This is a genomic window from Aeromonas sp. s1(2024) (assembly GCF_040908005.1).
Classification (GTDB): domain Bacteria; phylum Pseudomonadota; class Gammaproteobacteria; order Enterobacterales; family Aeromonadaceae; genus Aeromonas; species Aeromonas caviae.
Genome location: NZ_JBFOCW010000083.1, coordinates 28,373 through 45,790 on the forward strand (window position 1 = coordinate 28,373; position 17,418 = coordinate 45,790).

General features: G+C 62.5%; 17 protein-coding genes and 1 other RNA gene. 4 read left to right on the forward strand and 14 right to left on the reverse strand.

Annotated elements, in window-relative coordinates:
- Nucleotides 1-57: 57 nt before the first annotated feature.
- The 12 genes from murG to rsmI all read right to left on the reverse strand — a co-directional run bounded on the left by murG (nt 58) and on the right by rsmI (nt 12,805).
- Nucleotides 58-1,125, reverse strand: a complete 1,068-nt coding sequence (murG, locus tag AB5Y70_RS19490; protein WP_010675835.1) for an undecaprenyldiphospho-muramoylpentapeptide beta-N-acetylglucosaminyltransferase — start codon at nt 1,123-1,125, stop codon at nt 58-60.
- The gene (gene ftsW / locus AB5Y70_RS19495) at nt 1,122-2,306 is read right to left on the reverse strand and encodes a cell division protein FtsW (protein ID WP_223919406.1); all 1,185 of its coding nucleotides are present in this window, start codon (nt 2,304-2,306) and stop codon (nt 1,122-1,124) included. Before ftsW ends, murG begins: the two co-directional genes overlap by 4 nt.
- Entirely contained in the window at nt 2,303-3,586 is a 1,284-nt protein-coding gene (murD, locus tag AB5Y70_RS19500; protein WP_223919408.1) for a UDP-N-acetylmuramoyl-L-alanine--D-glutamate ligase, read from the reverse strand. Before murD ends, ftsW begins: the two co-directional genes overlap by 4 nt.
- Before the next feature lie 3 nt (nt 3,587-3,589).
- Nucleotides 3,590-4,672: a phospho-N-acetylmuramoyl-pentapeptide-transferase gene (gene mraY / locus AB5Y70_RS19505; RefSeq protein WP_010675838.1), complete on the reverse strand. Its 1,083-nt coding sequence runs from the start codon at nt 4,670-4,672 to the stop codon at nt 3,590-3,592.
- Nucleotides 4,666-6,021, reverse strand: coding sequence for a UDP-N-acetylmuramoyl-tripeptide--D-alanyl-D-alanine ligase (gene murF, locus AB5Y70_RS19510; RefSeq protein WP_279981991.1), 1,356 nt, complete (start codon nt 6,019-6,021; stop codon nt 4,666-4,668). The genes mraY and murF overlap by 7 nt, the downstream gene beginning before the upstream one ends.
- Complete coding sequence (gene murE, locus AB5Y70_RS19515) at nt 6,018-7,502, reverse strand: UDP-N-acetylmuramoyl-L-alanyl-D-glutamate--2,6-diaminopimelate ligase (protein WP_257707077.1); 1,485 nt, start codon at nt 7,500-7,502, stop codon at nt 6,018-6,020. Before murE ends, murF begins: the two co-directional genes overlap by 4 nt.
- Nucleotides 7,503-7,597: 95 nt before the next feature.
- Entirely contained in the window at nt 7,598-9,364 is a 1,767-nt protein-coding gene (locus tag AB5Y70_RS19520) for a peptidoglycan glycosyltransferase FtsI (RefSeq protein WP_010675841.1), read from the reverse strand.
- Nucleotides 9,361-9,675 (reverse strand): cell division protein FtsL, encoded by a 315-nt coding sequence (gene ftsL / locus AB5Y70_RS19525; protein WP_010675842.1) that lies wholly within the window; start codon nt 9,673-9,675, stop codon nt 9,361-9,363. The genes AB5Y70_RS19520 and ftsL overlap by 4 nt, the downstream gene beginning before the upstream one ends.
- A gap of 3 nt (nt 9,676-9,678) precedes the next feature.
- Entirely contained in the window at nt 9,679-10,617 is a 939-nt protein-coding gene (rsmH, locus tag AB5Y70_RS19530) for a 16S rRNA (cytosine(1402)-N(4))-methyltransferase RsmH (RefSeq protein WP_042015088.1), read from the reverse strand.
- A complete protein-coding gene (mraZ, locus tag AB5Y70_RS19535; RefSeq protein WP_039040489.1) occupies nt 10,618-11,076 on the reverse strand; it encodes a division/cell wall cluster transcriptional repressor MraZ in 459 nt (152 codons plus the stop codon). It lies immediately after the preceding gene.
- 446 nt (nt 11,077-11,522) lie between these two features.
- Nucleotides 11,523-11,909, reverse strand: an RNA gene (gene rnpB / locus AB5Y70_RS19540) — RNase P RNA component class A.
- Nucleotides 11,910-11,971: 62 nt separating this feature from the next.
- Nucleotides 11,972-12,805: a 16S rRNA (cytidine(1402)-2'-O)-methyltransferase gene (gene rsmI / locus AB5Y70_RS19545; RefSeq protein WP_052814457.1), complete on the reverse strand. Its 834-nt coding sequence runs from the start codon at nt 12,803-12,805 to the stop codon at nt 11,972-11,974.
- Nucleotides 12,806-13,004: 199 nt separating this feature from the next.
- Between rsmI and AB5Y70_RS19550 the strand changes: the two genes are divergently transcribed.
- The 4 genes from AB5Y70_RS19550 to dolP are packed head-to-tail and all read left to right on the forward strand — an operon-like array spanning nt 13,005 to nt 16,291.
- Nucleotides 13,005-14,795: a penicillin-binding protein activator gene (locus AB5Y70_RS19550; RefSeq protein WP_049637188.1), complete on the forward strand. Its 1,791-nt coding sequence runs from the start codon at nt 13,005-13,007 to the stop codon at nt 14,793-14,795.
- Nucleotides 14,713-15,108 (forward strand): YraN family protein, encoded by a 396-nt coding sequence (locus tag AB5Y70_RS19555; protein WP_080770042.1) that lies wholly within the window; start codon nt 14,713-14,715, stop codon nt 15,106-15,108. The genes AB5Y70_RS19550 and AB5Y70_RS19555 overlap by 83 nt, the downstream gene beginning before the upstream one ends.
- Before the next feature lie 9 nt (nt 15,109-15,117).
- Nucleotides 15,118-15,708, forward strand: coding sequence for an SIS domain-containing protein (locus tag AB5Y70_RS19560; RefSeq protein WP_010675848.1), 591 nt, complete (start codon nt 15,118-15,120; stop codon nt 15,706-15,708).
- Nucleotides 15,709-15,712: 4 nt separating this feature from the next.
- A complete protein-coding gene (dolP, locus tag AB5Y70_RS19565; protein ID WP_010675849.1) occupies nt 15,713-16,291 on the forward strand; it encodes a division/outer membrane stress-associated lipid-binding lipoprotein in 579 nt (192 codons plus the stop codon).
- 43 nt (nt 16,292-16,334) lie between these two features.
- Here the strand turns inward: dolP and AB5Y70_RS19570 are convergent, their stop codons facing one another.
- Nucleotides 16,335-16,766 carry a ClpXP protease specificity-enhancing factor gene (locus AB5Y70_RS19570; RefSeq protein WP_029314842.1) on the reverse strand — a complete coding sequence of 144 codons (432 nt, stop codon included), beginning with the start codon at nt 16,764-16,766 and terminating at the stop codon, nt 16,335-16,337.
- Nucleotides 16,763-17,392, reverse strand: coding sequence for a stringent starvation protein SspA (gene sspA / locus AB5Y70_RS19575; RefSeq protein WP_039040485.1), 630 nt, complete (start codon nt 17,390-17,392; stop codon nt 16,763-16,765). The genes AB5Y70_RS19570 and sspA overlap by 4 nt, the downstream gene beginning before the upstream one ends.
- Between the last annotated feature and the right edge of the window lie 26 nt (nt 17,393-17,418).

A 17,418-nucleotide genomic window follows, 5' to 3' on the forward strand; every position in this document is an offset into this window, starting at 1 on the left:
GTTCGAAGACAGAAGCGGGGCCTTGGCGGCACATCTTGGCCTTCCATCTCGTTTGGCTCAGCCGGTGGCGAGCCGTTTGCACTCATCGGCAACCCGTTCGGCAGCATCGATGATGGCGACCCGGCGCGCGGCCTGGGCCATGTTCAACAGAGTTTCCCTGCGCCCGGCGAGCCAGGAGAGGCGTGACGCCAGAGCGGCCGGCGTCAGCTCGGACTGGGGCAGGAACTCGGCCGCACCGCCGTCGACCAGGGTCAGGGCGTTGCGGGTCTGGTGATCGTCCACCGCATGGGGCAGGGGCACGAAGATGGCGGCCACACCTGCGGCGGCCACTTCGGAGACGGTCAATGCGCCGGCGCGGCACACCACCAGGTCAGCCCAGGCATAGGCATCCGCCATGTCCTTGATAAATTCACTCACCTCGGCCTCGACCCCCAGCCCGGCATAGGAGGCAGCCACGGCCTCCCCGTTGCCCTTGCCGCACTGGTGACGCACCTCGATGGGCACACCGGCAGCTGCAACCGCAGGAGGCACCTGCTCGTTGAGGACCCGGGCCCCCAGGCTGCCACCGACCACAAGCAGGCGCAGAGGATCGCTGCTGCTGCGCAGTTGGGGATCCGGCAGCGCCACCACCTCGGGGCGCACCGGGTTGCCCACCACGGCGGTGCGGGCATTGGGGGCGAAGGCACCGGGGAAGGCCATCAGTACCCGCCTGGCGATACGGGCCAGCAGCTTGTTGGTCAGGCCGGCGGCGGCATTCTGCTCGTGCAGCAGCAGTGGAATGCCGGACAGCCAGGCGGCCACGCCACCCGGGCCGGAGGCGAAGCCCCCCATGCCCAGCACCACATCGGGCTGGATGGTCTTGAGCACCTGGCGGGCTTGCAGCACGGATTTGATGACACGGTAGGGCGCCGCGAGCAGACGCTTGATGCCGTTGCCACGCACCCCCTGGATGTCGATGAAGGAGATGGGATAACCATGGGCAGGCACCAGCTCCGCCTCCATCCGGTCGGCAGTGCCGAGCCAGTGGATGGTCCAGCCCTGGGCCTTGAGGCGATCGGCGACGGCCAGGCCGGGGAACACATGGCCCCCGGTACCACCCGCCATCACCAGTAACGTCTTGCTCACACAACCTCCCGCACGCGCGCCTGGGCACTCGCCTGGCGCAACTCGAAATCGATACGAATCAACATGCTCACCGCCACCATCATGATGATGAGACTGGAGCCGCCATAACTGACCAGCGGCAGGGTCAGCCCCTTGGTAGGCATCATGCCGCTGGCGGCACCGACGTTGACGAAAGTCTGGAAGCTGAACCAGATGCCGATGCCGATGGCCAGATAACCTTCATAGAGCCGCTCGGCCACCAGCGCCTGGTGACCCAGCTTGAGCGCCTTCACCGCCAGCGCAAAAATCAGGAAGAGTGCGCCAAGCACCCCCACGTAGCCCAGCTCTTCGCCCAGAATGGCGAACACGAAGTCGGTGTGGGCTTCCGGCAGGTACTCCATCTTCTGGATGGAGTTGCCGAGCCCCTCGCCAAACCAGCTCCCCCGACCAAAGGCCATCAGGGACTGGGTCAGCTGATAGCCGCTGCCAAAGGGATCGGCCCAGGGGTCGAGGAAGGAGGTCACCCGCCGCATCCGGTAGGGCTCCGCGATGATCAGGGTCACAACGGCGCTCACACCCACCAGGATGAGACCGATGAACTGCACCAGCCGGGCACCGGCCAGGAACAGCATCCCGAGGGAGGTGACGAACATCACTACCACTGACCCGAGATCCGGCTGGGCCAGCAGCAGGATGGCCACCACGAACAGCACCGCCATGGGTTTCATGAAACCGATGAAGCGTTCGCGCACCTCGCTCTGGCGGCGCACCAGATAGCCTGCCAGATAGACGAACAGCGCCAGCTTGCCGAACTCGGCCGGCTGCAGGTTGAAGGGGCCCAGCGGCAGCCAGCGTACCGAGCCGTTGACGCTGCGCCCCACCAGCAACACCATCACCAGCAGCACGATGGCCAGCAGCAACATGGGGCCGTTGTAGTGCTGCCAGCGTGCCATGGGCACCTGCAACACGAACCAGGAGATACCCAGCGCCATCACGAGGAACATGCCGTGGCGCTTCACGAACATGAAGGGATCGTTGTTGATGGCGATCCCCTCAGGAATGGAAGCGGACGCCACTATTACCAGCCCGACGCCCATCAGGGCGAGGGCCAGTACCACCAGTTGCCGATCGTAAAGACCGGCGGGGCGTGCCGGTAGCAACCAGCGCTGCAAGAATCCCGCAACCATGCGCAGGGCGTTCATAAGCCCATCACCAGTTCGGTGAAGCGATCGCCGCGCGCTTCAAAGGATTTGAACTGATCCAGGCTCGCGCAGGCCGGCGCCAGCAGCACCCAGTCACCAGGCCTGGCGTCGGTCGCCGCCTTGGCGACAGCAGCGTCAAGATCGGCAACCCGCTCGGTCTGTTCGCCCAGGGCCAGCAGCACCTCGGCATCCTGACCAAAACAATACATGTGATCGATCTGGCTGCCGAGCAGCGCCTGCACCGGGCCGAAGTCCTGCCCCTTGCCCTGGCCACCGGCCAGCAGCAGCAGGCGGCCCTTGACCGCTTCACGCACCCCGGCCACGGCGGCCAGGGTCGCCCCCACGTTGGTGGCCTTGGAGTCGTTGATCCAGCGCACCCCATTTACCTCCCGCACGAAGCGGGCACGGTGAGGCAGGCCTTCAAAGCGGCGCAGCACGGCAAGTTGTGCCTCGCGGGGAATGCCCACCGCATCGCACAGGGCCATGGCCGCTAGGGCATTGGCCTGGTTGTGGGCACCCACTATCTTCATCTCGTCCACCGCCAGGAGCGGCTCACCGTGCAAAGTCAGCCAGTGACGGCCCTCCAGCTCGCAGCGACCGTAGCCGTTGCAGTCGAGGCCGAAACTCTGCCACACCTGACCCACATCGGGCAGGGTCTGGGGATCGTCGCGATTGATCAGGATGTGCTGGGAGTGCTGATGGATCTCCATCTTGGCGGCGCGGTAATCCGCCATGCCGGTATAGCGATCCATATGATCTTCACTGAGGTTCAAGACCACGGAGGCGGCGGCCCGCAGGCTGTAGGTGGTCTCCAGCTGGAAGCTGGAGAGCTCCAGCACGCAGAGATCCATGGGCTGCTTGAGGAGCGACAGCGCCGGGGTGCCGATATTGCCCCCCACACCGACCTTGAGCCCCGCCTCGGCGATCATCTCACCCACTAGCGTGGTGACCGTGCTCTTGCCGTTGGAACCGGTAATGGCGATGACGGGCGTCTGGGTTTCACGCACGAACAGTTCGATGTCACCGACGATGCGCACCCCGAACTCGGCGGCGGCCTTCAACTCCGGAGTCGCCAGGGCGATGCCCGGGCTCGCCACTATCATGTGCGCCTGCTTGAGCCGCTCCGCGTCCAGCCCGTGGATGAGCTCCACCTCGGGGGGAAGCTCGTCCTTGCCCGGCGGGTTGGCACGGGTGTCCATCACCAGCGGCGTGACGCCGCGGTCGAGGAAGTAATCGACGCAGGAGAGTCCGGTTTTGCCGAGTCCGATGATGATGACCATGGCTTACCTCACCTTCAGGGTGGCGAGGCCAAGCAGCACCAGCATGAGGGTGATGATCCAGAAGCGCACGATGACGCGCGGCTCCGGCCAGCCCTTCTTCTCATAGTGGTGATGGATGGGGGCCATGCGGAAGATCCGCACGCCGCGCAGTTTGTAGGATCCGACCTGCAGGATCACCGAGACGGTCTCCATCACGAAGACGCCCCCCATGATCACCAGCAGGAACTCCTGGCGCACCAGCACCGCGATGGTACCGAGCGCGCCGCCCAGGGCCAGGGAACCCACGTCCCCCATGAAGACCTGGGCCGGGTAGGTGTTGAACCAGAGGAAGCCCAGGCCCGCGCCCACGATGGCGGTACAGACGATCACCAGTTCGGAGGTGTAGGGCACGTAGGGAATGTGCAGGTAGTTCGCGAAGTTGACGTTGCCGGTCGCCCAGGCGATCAGGGCGAAGCCCCCCGCCACCATCACGGTGGGCATGATGGCGAGGCCATCCAGGCCATCGGTCAGGTTGACCGCGTTGGAGGTACCAACGATGACGAAGTAGGTCAGCAGGATGAACATCAGGCCGAGCTGGGGCATCACATCCTTGAGGAAGGGCACCACCAGCTGGGTCTGGCCATCGTGGGTGGCCGTGGCGTAGAGGAAGACCGCTACCCCCAGCGCGACCGCGGACTGCCAGAAGTACTTCCAGCGGGCGATGAGGCCGTCGGTGTTCTTGCGCACCACCTTGAGATAGTCATCGGCAAAACCGATGGCGCCATAGGCCCCCAGCACGAACAGCACCAGCCAGACATAGGGGTTGTCGAGGCGGCACCAGAGCAGCACAGAAGTGAAGATGGCGGCAATGATCATCAGGCCGCCCATGGTCGGGGTGCCCTTCTTGCTGAGGTGGGACTCGGGACCGTCGTTGCGGATCACCTGGCCGAACTTCATGATCTGCAGGCGACGGATGAGGCGCGGCCCCATCCAGAGCGCCACCACCAGACCGGTGATGATCGACAGGATGGCGCGAAACGTCAGGTAGGAGAAGACGTTGAAGAAGGTGAAGTGCGGGGTGAGCAGTTCCGCCAGCCAGACTAGCATGTGGCTGACTCCTGATGGCCCTTGACCATCTCGACGATATCTTCCATGCGGGAGCCACGGGCGCCCTTGACCAGAACCGAAATTTCCTGATGTGTCTTTATCATTTGCGCAAGCACTTCAAACAACGACGCCTTGTTATCGAAATGTCGGCCAGCCGCGGCATCTGCGGTGTGGCGACTCTGTTCCCCTACGGTCAGCACGGCATCGAGGCCCTGCTCACGGGCGTGGTGTCCGACCCGGGCATGCTGCGCGGCGGACTCCTCACCCAACTCTTTCATGTCACCGAATACCAGCACCTTGTAGCCGTTCATGGCGGTCAGGGCATCGATACCCGCCAGCACGGACTCCACGCTGGCGTTGTAGGTGTCATCCACCAGAGTGAGGCCACCCCAGCGTTGCACGCAGAAACGGCCCTTGACCGGCGCCATCTGCTCCAGTCCCGCCTTGACGGACGCAAGCGATGCGCCCAGGGCCAGGGTACCGGCGGCAGCAGCCAGGGCGTTGGCCACGTTGTGGCGACCCGGAATGGCCAGGGTCAGGTTCACCTCTCCCTGGGGCGTCACCATCACGAACCCGGCACAACCCTGCTCGTTGAGCACGATGTCGCGGGCGTGGAACGGCTGACGCTGATCCTCAAGGGAGAAGGCGCACTGGATGCCCTTTTCACGCCACTTCGGCCAGAACTCGTTGTCGGCATTGACGATGGCGGTGCCGCCCTCGCCTAGCCCTTCGAAGATTTCGCTCTTGGCATGGAACACCCCTTCCAGGGAGCCAAAGCCTTCCAGGTGCGCGGCAGCGACGTTGTTGATGATGGCGGCGTCGGGTCTGGCGAGCGACGTGGTCCAGGCGATCTCGCCCGGGTGGTTGGCTCCCAGCTCCATCACCGCGAACTGGTGTTGCGGCTCGAGGCGCAGCAGGGTCAGCGGCACCCCCACCTCGTTGTTGAAGTTGCCGGCGGTGGCCAGCACCTCCCCTTCACAGCGCAGGATGGCCGTCGCCATCTCCTTCACCGTGGTTTTGCCACAGCTGCCTGTGATGGCGAGCACTTTCGGATTGATGCGCTCGCGCACCAGCCTGCCCAGACGCCCAAGCCCCTTGAGGGTGTCGCCCACCACCAGTTGTGGAATGGCCAGCGGCAATTCGCGCTCCACCAGCAGGGCACTGGCGCCGGCGGCAACCGCTTGGTCGCAGAAATCGTGGGCGTCGAAACGCTCGCCGCGCAGGGCCACGAACAGCGCCCCCGCGCCCAGGGTACGGGTGTCGGTGCTGACCGCCGTGATCTCATGGTCGCCCCCGATCAGACGGGCATCGAGCACCTGCGCCAGGTCGGCAAGCCTGAGGGTCATCATTTGAATGACTCCATTAATGTGTGCAAGGCGGCTGCGACGGTTTCCCGATCGCTGTAGTGCCGCTTGTCGGTTCCAATGATCTGATAATCCTCGTGGCCTTTGCCAGCCACCAGGATGATGTCCTCTTTGCTCGCTTGACTCAGTGCCAGCTGGATTGCCTTGGTCCTGTCGTGCTCAATCTGCACGGCGCCGGGATCGCGAAGCCCCGCCACCATGTCGGCCATGATCCGGGCCGGCTCCTCGGTACGGGGATTGTCGTCGGTCAGGATCACGCAGTCCGCATGCTGCTCCGCCATGGCAGCCATCATGGGACGCTTGCCGCGATCCCTGTCGCCGCCGCATCCCACCAGGCACCAGAGCCGGCCGTGACAGTGCACCCGCAGGGCCTGCAATGCCTTCTCCAGCGCATCCGGGGTGTGGGCGTAATCGACCACGGCGAGCGGCGCATCGCCACCGCCGAAGCACTCCATGCGACCGGTCACCGGTTGCAGTCTGGGAGCCGTCGCCAGCAGGTCATCGAAGTCGTAGCCGAGCACCAGCATGGCGCCCATGGCGCCCAGCACGTTGCTGACGTTGAAGCGGCCGAGCAAGGGGGCGGATAATACACCATTCCCCCAGCTGGAGTTAATGCGCGTATCAAAACCTTGTTGGTGGAAATGGGGATCCTGCGCCGTCAGTTGTCGTCCGGCATGGTTTTCAATCGGACCATGAACCCCGAAGGCCACCGCACCGGGATAGGTCGCCAGCCATTGCCGTCCCAGATGGTCATCGGCGTTGATGACGGCGCAAGGCTCATCCACCAGCTTCAGCAACTCCTCCTTGGCGGCGGCATAGGCCTCCATGGTGCCGTGATAGTCCAGATGATCCCGGCTCAGGTTGGTGAAGACTGCCGCGGCAAACGGCAGGGCCGCCACGCGATGCTGCACCAGACCGTGGCTGGAGACCTCCATCGCCACCAGATCGGCCCCCTGCTGCTGCAAGGCGGCCAGATTGGCCTGCACCTGGACCGCGCTGCCGGTGGTGTTCTCTGCTTCGATGAGCTCGCCAAACAGACCGTTGCCTATGGTGCCCATGACCCCGGCCTTGCCCCCCAGCAGGGTGCGCCAGTTGGCCACCAGCAGGGCCGTGGTGCTCTTGCCGTTGGTGCCCGTGATGCCCACCAGTTGCAGCTTTTGCGCAGGGTGACCGTAGAAATGACCGGCCAGCTCGGAGAGACGAGCGGGAAGATCCCTCATGCCGATGCAGGGGATCTGGGTCGCCGGAGGGACGAATTCTCCGTCCTCCTCAAACAGCACGGCGGTCGCTCCCTGAGCCACCGCCTGTTCGATGAAGCGCCTGCCATCCACCTGATGGCCACGAATCGCCACGAAGAGCGAGCCGGGACCGACCCGCCGGCTGTCGAGCTGGAGATCGTTGAGGGAAAGCGCCGGGGCATCGATGCCGAAGCGGCTCATCAGTTGATCAAGTGTGCGGGGCGGCATGGGAAGCCTCCGAAAATGCGGGAATGCGGGCGCTCGTACACGCCATGGAAAACGCCCCGACAGCAGCGGGGCCGATGGAAAAAACCGGATGCCCGTCAAGTACGCGGTGCGCCATTGTTGGCCTCCGTGCGGGCAAGCTTGGCGGGTACCTCGGGCGGGATCGCATCGGGACGGATGTTGAAGAGCTGCAACACGCCTCCCATGGCCTCCGCAAAGGGCGGGGTCGCCACGGCACCGCCGTAGTAGGCATCCCCCTTGGGCTCGTTGATCACCACCACCATGACGAAACGGGGATTGCTGGCTGGCGCGAAACCGGCAAACCAGGCCATGTAGTCCTTGCCATAGCCCCCAGCCACGGCCACCTTGGCGGTACCACTCTTGCCACCGACCCGATAACCGGGGATCTGGGCCTTGGGAATGGCATTGCTGACCACGTACTCCAGCGCCTGCAACATGGCTGCGGCGTTGTTGTGATCGATGACCTGCTCACCCTTGGGCGGCTTGGTCACCTTGATGATGGAGAGCGGAACCCGCTTGCCCTTGTTGGCCAGGGTGGCGTAGGCGGAGGCCAGCTGCAGCGGGGTCACTCGCAGACCATAACCGAACGACAGGGTGGCTCGCTCGATGTCGGACCAGCGGCGACGCTGGGGCAGCATGCCGCTGCTCTCCCCCATCAGGCCGCTGCCGGTGTCCATGCCGAAGCCCACCATGCTCAGGGTGTTGATCATCTCCTGGGCCGGCATCCGCAGCGCGATGCGCGACATGCCGATGTTGGAGGAGTAGCGCAGGATGTCGTACAGGTTGGTCGCCTTGTGGATACTCACGTCACGGATCTGCTTGGCCCCGATGAAGAGGGGGCCGCCCGGGATGAAGTCCTTCCAGCTGGTGACACCGGCTTGCAAGGCACTAAGCAAAATCAATGGCTTGACCGTGGAGCCCGGCTCATAGGTATCGGTCACCACCCGGTTTCGCACCCGGAAACTCTGGTACTGACCGCGGTTGTTCGGGTTGTAGGAGGGGGTGTTGACCATGGCGAGCACCTCGCCGGTCTTCACATCCAACATCACCATGGAGCCGGAGGTGGCCTTGTTCTCGTCGGTAGCCCGTTTGAGGGCGCGATAGGCCAGCGCCTGCACCCGCTGATCGATGCTCAGTTGCAGATCGTTGGCGTGCTTGCCCTCTTTCACCAGGCCTAGGCGCTCGATGACGCGGCCCTGCCTGTCCTTGCGCACTCGCATCTCGCCAGGGGTTGCGGTCAGCCACTCGTTGTAGCTGCGCTCAATCCCCTCGATGCCGCTGCCATCGATGTTGGTCACCCCCACCAGGTGGGAGCTTATCTCGCCGGTCGGGTAGAAACGGCGCGCCTCGGGGCGCAGATAGATGCCCCCCAGCTTCAACCCCTTGATGTACTCGGCCACCGCAGGCGTCACCTGCCGCTGCAGATAGACGAAGCGCTTGCTCGGGTTGGCGATGCGATGCTTGAGGGTGTTGATGTCGAGCTTGAGCACGGCGGAGAGTGCCAGCCAGGCACGCTCGTTGTGGATGGCACCGGACTCATGCACCGTCTTGGGATCAGCCCAGACCGCTTCGACCGGTACGGATACCGCCAACTGTTCGCCATTGCGGTCCGTGATCATGCCGCGCACCGCCTGGGTGGAGGTGGTGCGCAGGGAGCGCATGTCCCCCTCCTGGCGCAGTCTGTCAGGATCGATCACCTGGATCCAGGCCAGCCGCAGGATCAGCCCCGCAAACGCGATGCCGATGAAGAAAACCAGGGTACGAAAGCGCCACGGGTAGAGTGAGGGTGCTTTCGCCTTGGCTTTGTCCTTTGCCGGAGCCTTGGTGGCGGCCTTGCGTGTCATGGTTGTGTAATTACCTTTTCAGTGGTCACCAGGGGACGAGCCATCTGCAACTTGTCCATGGCCAGACTCGCCACCCGGGAGTGCTCAGCCAGTGTGCCCTGTTCCAGCAAGAGGTGGCGCCACTCGATGTTGAGCCTGTCCTCCTCCGCCATCAGATCGTTCTGCTTGGCCGTCAGACCCCGGGTCATGTTGGTCACCAGGATCACCGCAAAGGCGGTGACCAGCACGGCGACGGTCAACAGGACCTGCAACTTGTGGCGCCAGAGATCCGCAACGATCTCCCTGGCGAGGTGAACGCGCACATCGCTCATCGTTTACTCCGCAAGACGCTCTGCGACCCGCAGCACCGAGCTGCGGGACCGGGTGTTTTCATTGACCTCGTGGTCGGAAGGCTTGAGCGCCTTGCCGATCGACTTCAGCTTGCGACCACCGGCAAGCTGGGCTTCGGTCAGGGGGATGCCGTGGGGTACTTCCGGACCTTTCTCATGCTTGCGAATAAAATGCTTCACCAGCCGATCTTCCAGAGAGTGGAAGCTGATGACGGAGAGACGACCGTGAGGAGCCAGCACGTCCAGCGCGCCGTTGAGGGCGGTTTCAATTTCGTCCAGCTCGCTGTTGATATAGATGCGGATGGCCTGGAAGCTGCGGGTCGCCGCGTGCTTGCCCTTCTCCTTGCTCGGGTTGACCCGGGCAATCATCTCCGCCAGCTGGCGGGTGCGCACATAGGGCTCTGTCACCCGATCATGCACGATGGCGCGAGCAATCTTCTTGGCGAAGCGCTCCTCACCGAAGGTTTTCAGCACCCAGGCGATGTCGTCCACATCGGCACGGGCCAGCCACTCGGCGGCGCTCTGACCGGAGGTGGGATCCATCCTCATGTCGAGCGGGCCGTCCTTCATGAAGCTGAAGCCACGTTCGGCATCGTCAAGCTGGGGGGAGGAGACACCGAGATCCAGCAGGAAGCCATCGACCTTGCCCAGCAGGCCGCGCTCGGTCAGATAACGGGTGATGCCGGAGAAGGGACCGTGCACGATCTCGAAACGGGGATCCTGGATCTTGGCCGCCTCGGCAATGGCCTGGGGATCCCGGTCGATGGCGATCAGACGGCCGTTCGGGCCCAGATGCTGGAGAATGAGACGAGAGTGACCACCCCGGCCAAAGGTACCGTCGACGTAGATACCGTCCGGCTTGATGGCCAGCCCTTCGACGGCTTCGTGCAACAGCACTGTGATGTGTTCAGCGGCTTGGGTCATTTATAAAGAAAAATCCTGTAGTCGTGGTGAACTTGCCCAGTCGTCCTCGGGCAGGCCCAGGATGTCGTCGTTGATCTGTTGTTGCCAGCGGGCTTCATCCCACAGCTCGAATTTGTTGAGCTGGCCCACCAGCATGACTTTCTTGTCCAGCCCAGCATGGCTGCGCAGCGGCTGGCTGAGCAGCAGACGGCCATTGCCATCCAGTTCGCATTCGGCCGCGTGGCCGAGCAGCAGACGCTGCAGGCGGCGTTCTGCCGGGTTGGTGCTGGAAAGGGTCTTCAGCTTGCGCTCCACCTCTTCCCATTCATTCAGGGGATAAAGCAGCAGACAGGGATGGGCGATGTCGATGGTGCAGACCAGCTGGCCGTCGCACTCGTCGCGCAGCCAATCACGAAATTTGGTCGGAATCGCCAACCGCCCCTTGCTGTCCAGGCTGATGGCGTGAGCGCCACGCAACAAATTGCAGTCCCCGAAGGTGAGTTATGGGGGCTAGATGCCCAATAAAACCACTTTGATCCACTTTTCTCCACCATGAAGTTTAAGGACGAGCAAGGGGCTTTTCAAGCAAGGATCTCGGGCATGGGGAACATATTGACGCAGCGTGATGGGACTACCGATTAAATGAATTGATTTTCCACAAGTTATTTGTGTTACCCGCAACTCGATTAATTTTCAGCAATTAAAAAACTGACAAATTGCACGAATAAACATCAGCCATGCAGGCCGCGCTTCTCCAGCGCCATCACGATATTCAGAACATGGAAAAATTCCACATAACAGATTGATATAAAATACATTTGTTAAACATAGCTAGCCCAACAGTAAATATCACGAGTCAACCGAGGCAGTACTTTATGGTTAATAAAAAGAGCCTTGCGATAAATCGCAAGGCTCTTCAGGAAAGAGGTCGGAGTCGGCCTGTAAGCCGGGTTCTGTACCGGGTTGCCCCGGGTAGCAATCATTCCTCTAGGCCAGCAATCGCTCGCTGGCTCAAGCAACCTACCCGCCCCCAACGCGGGCCGCGCCAATAGGGGCCTATTTGGTCTTGCTTCGGGTGGAGTTTACCGTGCCACGAACTGTTGCCAGTCGCGCGGTGCGCTCTTACCGCACCCTTTCACCCTTACCTGATCCCTTGCGGGCCATCGGCGGTCTGCTCTCTGTTGCACTGGTCGTAGGCTCGCGCCCCCCAGGCGTTACCTGGCACCCTGCCCTGTGAAGCCCGGACTTTCCTCCCCTCCGCCCGTCTGTCCCGAGGGACACAACGACGAAGCAGCGATTGCCCAGCCAACTCCGAGGCGCGGATTATAGCCTCGCGAGACGGACGGGGTAAACCGTCAATTCCGGTTTACGGCAATTAATAGTGCTCGAGGCCGTATTTGTAGAGGGCGTTCTTCTTCACCCCGTGGATCTCGGCGGTGAGGGCTGCAGCCTTCTTGAGGGGCAGCTCGCTGACCAGCAGGCCCAGGGTGCGGATCGCCTCCGCAGGCAACTCGTCATCCACCTTGCTGGCACCGGCGACCACCAGCACGATCTCCCCGCGGCAACGGTTATCGTCCTCTCCGAGCCAGGCCAGCATCTCGGAGGCGGGCAGACCGTGGATGGACTCGAAGGTCTTGGTCAGCTCGCGGCACACCACCACCTGGCGCTCGCCAAGGATGCGAGCAATCGCTTCCACGGTATCCTGCACCCGGCGCGGCGATTCGTAGAACACCAGAGAGCGGGTGTCTTCGATGACAGCTTGCAGGCGATCATCCCGCCCCTTGGCCTTGGCCGGCAGGAAACCCTCGAAGGCGAAGCGGTCGGTGGGCAGCCCGGCGGCGGACAGCGCCGTGATGGCAGCGCAGGGACCGGGCAGCGGCACCACCTTGACCCCGGCTTCGCGACAACGGGTGACCAGGTGATAACCGGGGTCGCTGATGAGCGGCGTCCCCGCATCGGAGACCAGGGCCACGCTCTTGCCCTCCTTGATGCGGGCGATCAGCACATCCGCCTTTTGCTGCTCGTTGTGATCGTGCAGGGCAAAGGTCGGTACCGAGATCTGGTAGTGGCTGAGCAGGATCCCGGTATGCCGGGTATCCTCGGCGGCCACCAGATCGACGCTGCGCAGCACATCCAGTGCTCGCTGGGTGATGTCGGCCAGATTGCCGATCGGAGTGGGGACTATATACAGGGTTGGGATGTCACTCATGGGAGCTCCGAGTGTCCCGACAATTGTGTCGCCATATTGGCCCGTTTACACTATGGAGAATTTCAACACTGGTCGGGGAATGAACTTGAACCGGGTTATAAAGCAGCTAAGTGTATCACGACTCTTCGGCATCCTACTCGCGGCAGTCCTGCTCGCCGCCTGTGCGTCGGAGCCCAATCAATCTTCCGGACAACCCGGCATGCCGTCAGCCTTCTCGGATCTGACCAAGAATGCCCAGTGGTATCTGGAGCAGGTGGATCCCGCCAAACCGGCAGAGGCCTTCGTGTGGCAGATGATGGCGGCGCGCAGCTATCTGGCGCTCGGCCAGGCCAAACCGGCTGCCGCTCTGTATCAGCAGTTGCAGAAGCAGGCGAAGAGCCCGGTGCAGCAGGCGCAGTTGCAACTGCTGCAGGCACACCTGCTGCTCGCCCAGGGCAACGCCAACCAGGCGCTGATCCTGCTGGAAGGCAAGCCGGATGTGGTGCTGGATGCCGATACCCAGAAGGACTGGTACCGCCAGCGCGTGGTGCTGCAGCTCGACATCAACAACAAGTTTGGTGCGGCCAAGTCGCTGATCCTGCTGGAACCTTATCTGGCCAAGAATGAGCTGGCCACCAATCACCAGCAGATCTGGTCACTGCTGAAAAGCATGACCCCCTCCACCCTGCAGGCGCTCGAAGAGGAGCCAGCTCCCGATGTCACCACCGGCTGGCTGCGACTGGCGGCGCTGGTGAACGAGTTCGGGGCACAGCCGAGCCAGCTGGCCCGCCAGCTTGCCGGCTGGAAGCAGAGCTTCCCTAACCACCCTGCCCAGAGCGACATGCCGGCCGGCCTTGGGGATCTCGCTATCACGGACAACGGTTCGCTGCAGCAGATCGCCGTCTTCCTGCCGCTCTCCGGCAACCTGGAAGCCCAGGGCGCCGCCATCCGCAACGGCATGCTGATGTCCTACAAGGAAAATCAGAGCCAGTTCACCCTGAACTTCTACGATACCCAGGGCAAGGCGATGGGGGATCTCTACAAGCAGGCGATTCAGGAAGGGGCCAACATGATCATCGGCCCCCTGCTCAAGGATCAGGTGGAGGAGCTGCTCAAGTCGAATCCGACCGTGCCGGTGCTGGCGCTCAACGAGCTGGACAAGCCGATCGTCAACGACAACACCTTCTATTTCTCGCTCTCCGCCGCTGCCGATGCGAGCCAGGCGGCCCAGTACCTCTATGGTCAGGGCTACCGCAAGCCGCTGCTGATCGCGGCACAAGGCCGGATTGGCTACAGCAGTATCAAGGCGTTTGAACAGGCCTGGGCCGGCGTCAGCCAGGAGAAGCCCGTGGTTGCCACCTTCGGGGCGCGCAACGAAGTGCAGGGCATGGTCAAGAACGCTCTGAGCGGCCGTTCCACCGCACGAGCCGGGGAGATTGTCCAGCTGTCCGATGCCGCGCCGCGCAGCATCGACGCCGTCTATGTGGTGGCCAACAGCCTGGAGACCCGGATGATCAAGCCCTATGTGGACATCTCGGTCAATCCCATGGGCAGCCTGCCCATCTACAGCAGCTCGCGGGGATACGACGGCGGGACGACCGAGGTGGCATCCGAGCTCAACGGCATGCATATCTCCGACATGCCACTGCTGCTGGGTGGCTTCGAGACGCAGCGTGAACAGATTGCCCTGCTCTGGCCCCAGACCCAGGGCGACCTGCTGCGCCTGTTCGCCCTCGGTTACGATGCCGTCAGCCTGGCAGGCAACCTGCCGCAAATGCGCAAGGTCAATGCCATGCAGCAACCCGGCATGAGCGGCCAGCTGAGTGTGGATCCCCAGGGCAACATAGTGCGCATGCTGGACTGGGCCACCTACCAGAATGGCAAGCTGGTCAGTGACAGCGCCGCCCCCCAGCTGGAGGATGCGACTCATGAAGAGGCTACTGACACAACTTCACCAGCAGTGGTTGAACCTGTTGCCGTCGGCAGCGACGAGCAAGGGACAACACTTTGAGCAAATAGCGGAACGCTGGTTGCAGGCCCGCGGCCTGCAACCCGTGACCCGCAACTACCGTTGCCGTGGCGGCGAGATCGATCTCATCATGCGCCAGGGGGAGACCCTGGTGTTCGTTGAAGTGAGATATCGCGCCAACGCCACCCATGGCGGTGCAGCCAGCTCGGTCACCCGGCGCAAACAGCACAAGATCGTGCTGGCCGCGCGCCACTATTTCAAGCAACATGCCATCAATGAGGCCAACCAGGCCTGTCGATTCGATGTGATCGCGTTCGAGGGCGACCAGCCGGACTGGATCCAGAACGCGTTTTAAGAGGACCCCATGACTGATCCCATCAAAGAGAATTACACCGAAAGCATCCAGACCAAGATAGCCGCCGCCGAAGCACTGCCGGATGCCATCCATACGGCAGCCCAGATGCTGACCATCTGCCTGCTCAATGGCCACAAGGTGATGGCATGTGGCAATGGTCCCTCCTCGGCATTGGCACAGCTGTTCATTTCCGAACTGGTGAACTGCTATGAAACGCCTCGCCCCTCCCTGCCCGGTCTCGCCCTGACGCCCGACATGGCGACCATCAGCGCCATCGCCACGGATCACGGTTTCGAAGAGGTCTATGCCAAACAGATACGTGCTCTGGGACAACCAGGCGACATCCTGGTGGTCATCACCACGACAGGCAACAGCCGCAGCCTCATCAAGGCTGCGGAGGCCGCCCTCTCCCGCGACATGACCATCATTGTTCTCGGTGGCGGAGACGGGGGAGAGATCGCCGGTCTGCTGGGTCCCAATGACGTGGAGATCCGCGTTCCTTCCGCTCGCCGTCCTCGTATTCTGGAAGTGAACCTGTTGACCCTGCACTGTCTCTGTGATCTCATCGACCAGACACTTTTCCCGCAACAGGAAGACTGAAACCATGAAGAAGCCTATTCTCGCTCTTGCCCTGCTGACCGGCGTCCTGCTGCTGCAAGGCTGTGCTGCCGTGGTGGTCGGTGGCGCGGCTGGCACCGCCAAAGCGAGCGGCGATCGCCGCACCCTGGGTGCCCAGTGGGACGATCAGACCATAGAGCTGAAAGCCGCCAACCTGTTGGCCGACAACAAGCCCCTGAGTGCCGCCAGCAAGATCAGTGTCTACAGCAACAACGGCCGTGTGCTGCTGGTGGGTCAGACACCCTCTGACGCTTACAAACAGGAAGCGGGTAGAATCGTGAGCCGGATTGAAGGGGTTCGCCATGTCTACAACGAACTGCGCCTTGGCAAACCAGTCAGTATCGGCGTGCGCAGCAATGACACCTGGATCACCTCCAAGGTGCGGGCCGACATGCTGGGCACCAAGAACTTCGACAGCGCCAAGGTGAAGGTTGTCACCGAGAATGGCGAGGTATTCCTCATTGGGCTGGTCACCCGCCAGGAAGGGGATCAGGCCGTGGAAATCGCCCGCCACGTCAGCGGCGTTAAACAGGTGATCAAAGCCTTCGAGTTTGCCCAGAATTGACCATCTGGCAGGATGAAAAAACGCAGCCTTCAGGCTGCGTTTTTTATTTGATGACTTTCAGGGTCGGGCGACCGCTCGGGCGCGGTGGTTCCGGCTCGGGGTCAACCGATGTGGGTGTCTGTGCCTGTTCCAGCCAGAGGTCATACCCGGGCTCCGGCGGGAACAGGGTCCCCACTCCGTTCTCCCTGGCATGGATGGCCAGTACGGCCGCCATGGGGATATAGACCTGCTGCGATACGCCACCGAAACGGGCGCTGAAGCTGACAGCGTCATTGTCCATGTGGAACTGGCCCACGGCCCGGGGGGCTATGTTCAGAACAATCTGGCCATCCTGCACGAACTGCATCGGTACCATCACATGGGGAATGTTGGCATTGACCACCAGATGGGGAGTCAGATCGTTATCCAGCAACCAGTCAAAAAACGCCCGCAGCAGATACGGGCGACTGGGTGTCATTGTCGGTTCCATGCTCATACGCCGGCACGGATCTCGCGCTCGGCCTCGGTCAGGGAAGCCTGGAAGGATTCACGCTCGAACAGGCGAACCATGTAAGCCTTCAGCTCTTTGGCGCCACGGCCGGTGAAATCGATGCCCAGGCTCGGCAGACGCCACAGCAACGGCGCCATGTAGCAGTCGACCAGACCGAACTCTTCGCTCATGAAATAGGGCATCTCGCCGAAGATGGGGGCGATGGCCAGCAGGTTGTCACGCAGCTCGGCACGGGCGGCTTCGGTATCGGTGCCCGCCATGATCTTGTCGGCCAGAGAGTACCAGTCCAGCTCGATGCGGTGCATCATCAGACGGCTGTTGCCGCGCGCGACCGGATAAACCGGCATCAGGGGCGGATGCGGGAAACGCTCGTCCAGATACTCCATGATGATGCGCGAGGTGTACAACGCCAGCTCGCGATCCACCAGAGTCGGTACAGTGTTGTACGGGTTCAGCTCGGCCAGCTCATCCGGCAGGTTGGCAGGATCAACCTGGCAGATATCCACGCTAACACCCTTCTCCGCCAGGACAATACGCACCTGATGGCTGAACATATCGTTGGCACCGGAAAACAGCGTCATTACCGAACGCTTATTGGCAGCTACAGCCATTGAACCCTCCCGTCATTAAAAAGCAG

Coding starts and splice junctions, on each gene's coding strand:
- AB5Y70_RS19550 (WP_049637188.1), top strand. CDS start 13,005: ATGCCGTCAGCCTTCTCGGATCTGACCAAGAATGCCCAGTGGTATCTG.
- murD (WP_223919408.1), bottom strand. CDS start 3,586: ATGGTCATCATCATCGGACTCGGCAAAACCGGACTCTCCTGCGTCGAT.
- mraY (WP_010675838.1), bottom strand. CDS start 4,672: ATGCTAGTCTGGCTGGCGGAACTGCTCACCCCGCACTTCACCTTCTTC.
- AB5Y70_RS19560 (WP_010675848.1), top strand. CDS start 15,118: ATGACTGATCCCATCAAAGAGAATTACACCGAAAGCATCCAGACCAAG.
- AB5Y70_RS19555 (WP_080770042.1), top strand. CDS start 14,713: ATGAAGAGGCTACTGACACAACTTCACCAGCAGTGGTTGAACCTGTTG.
- AB5Y70_RS19570 (WP_029314842.1), bottom strand. CDS start 16,766: ATGAGCATGGAACCGACAATGACACCCAGTCGCCCGTATCTGCTGCGG.
- murF (WP_279981991.1), bottom strand. CDS start 6,021: ATGATGACCCTCAGGCTTGCCGACCTGGCGCAGGTGCTCGATGCCCGT.
- murE (WP_257707077.1), bottom strand. CDS start 7,502: ATGCCGCCCCGCACACTTGATCAACTGATGAGCCGCTTCGGCATCGAT.
- dolP (WP_010675849.1), top strand. CDS start 15,713: ATGAAGAAGCCTATTCTCGCTCTTGCCCTGCTGACCGGCGTCCTGCTG.
- AB5Y70_RS19520 (WP_010675841.1), bottom strand. CDS start 9,364: ATGACACGCAAGGCCGCCACCAAGGCTCCGGCAAAGGACAAAGCCAAG.
- ftsL (WP_010675842.1), bottom strand. CDS start 9,675: ATGAGCGATGTGCGCGTTCACCTCGCCAGGGAGATCGTTGCGGATCTC.
- rsmI (WP_052814457.1), bottom strand. CDS start 12,805: ATGAGTGACATCCCAACCCTGTATATAGTCCCCACTCCGATCGGCAAT.
- rsmH (WP_042015088.1), bottom strand. CDS start 10,617: ATGACCCAAGCCGCTGAACACATCACAGTGCTGTTGCACGAAGCCGTC.
- sspA (WP_039040485.1), bottom strand. CDS start 17,392: ATGGCTGTAGCTGCCAATAAGCGTTCGGTAATGACGCTGTTTTCCGGT.
- ftsW (WP_223919406.1), bottom strand. CDS start 2,306: ATGAACGCCCTGCGCATGGTTGCGGGATTCTTGCAGCGCTGGTTGCTA.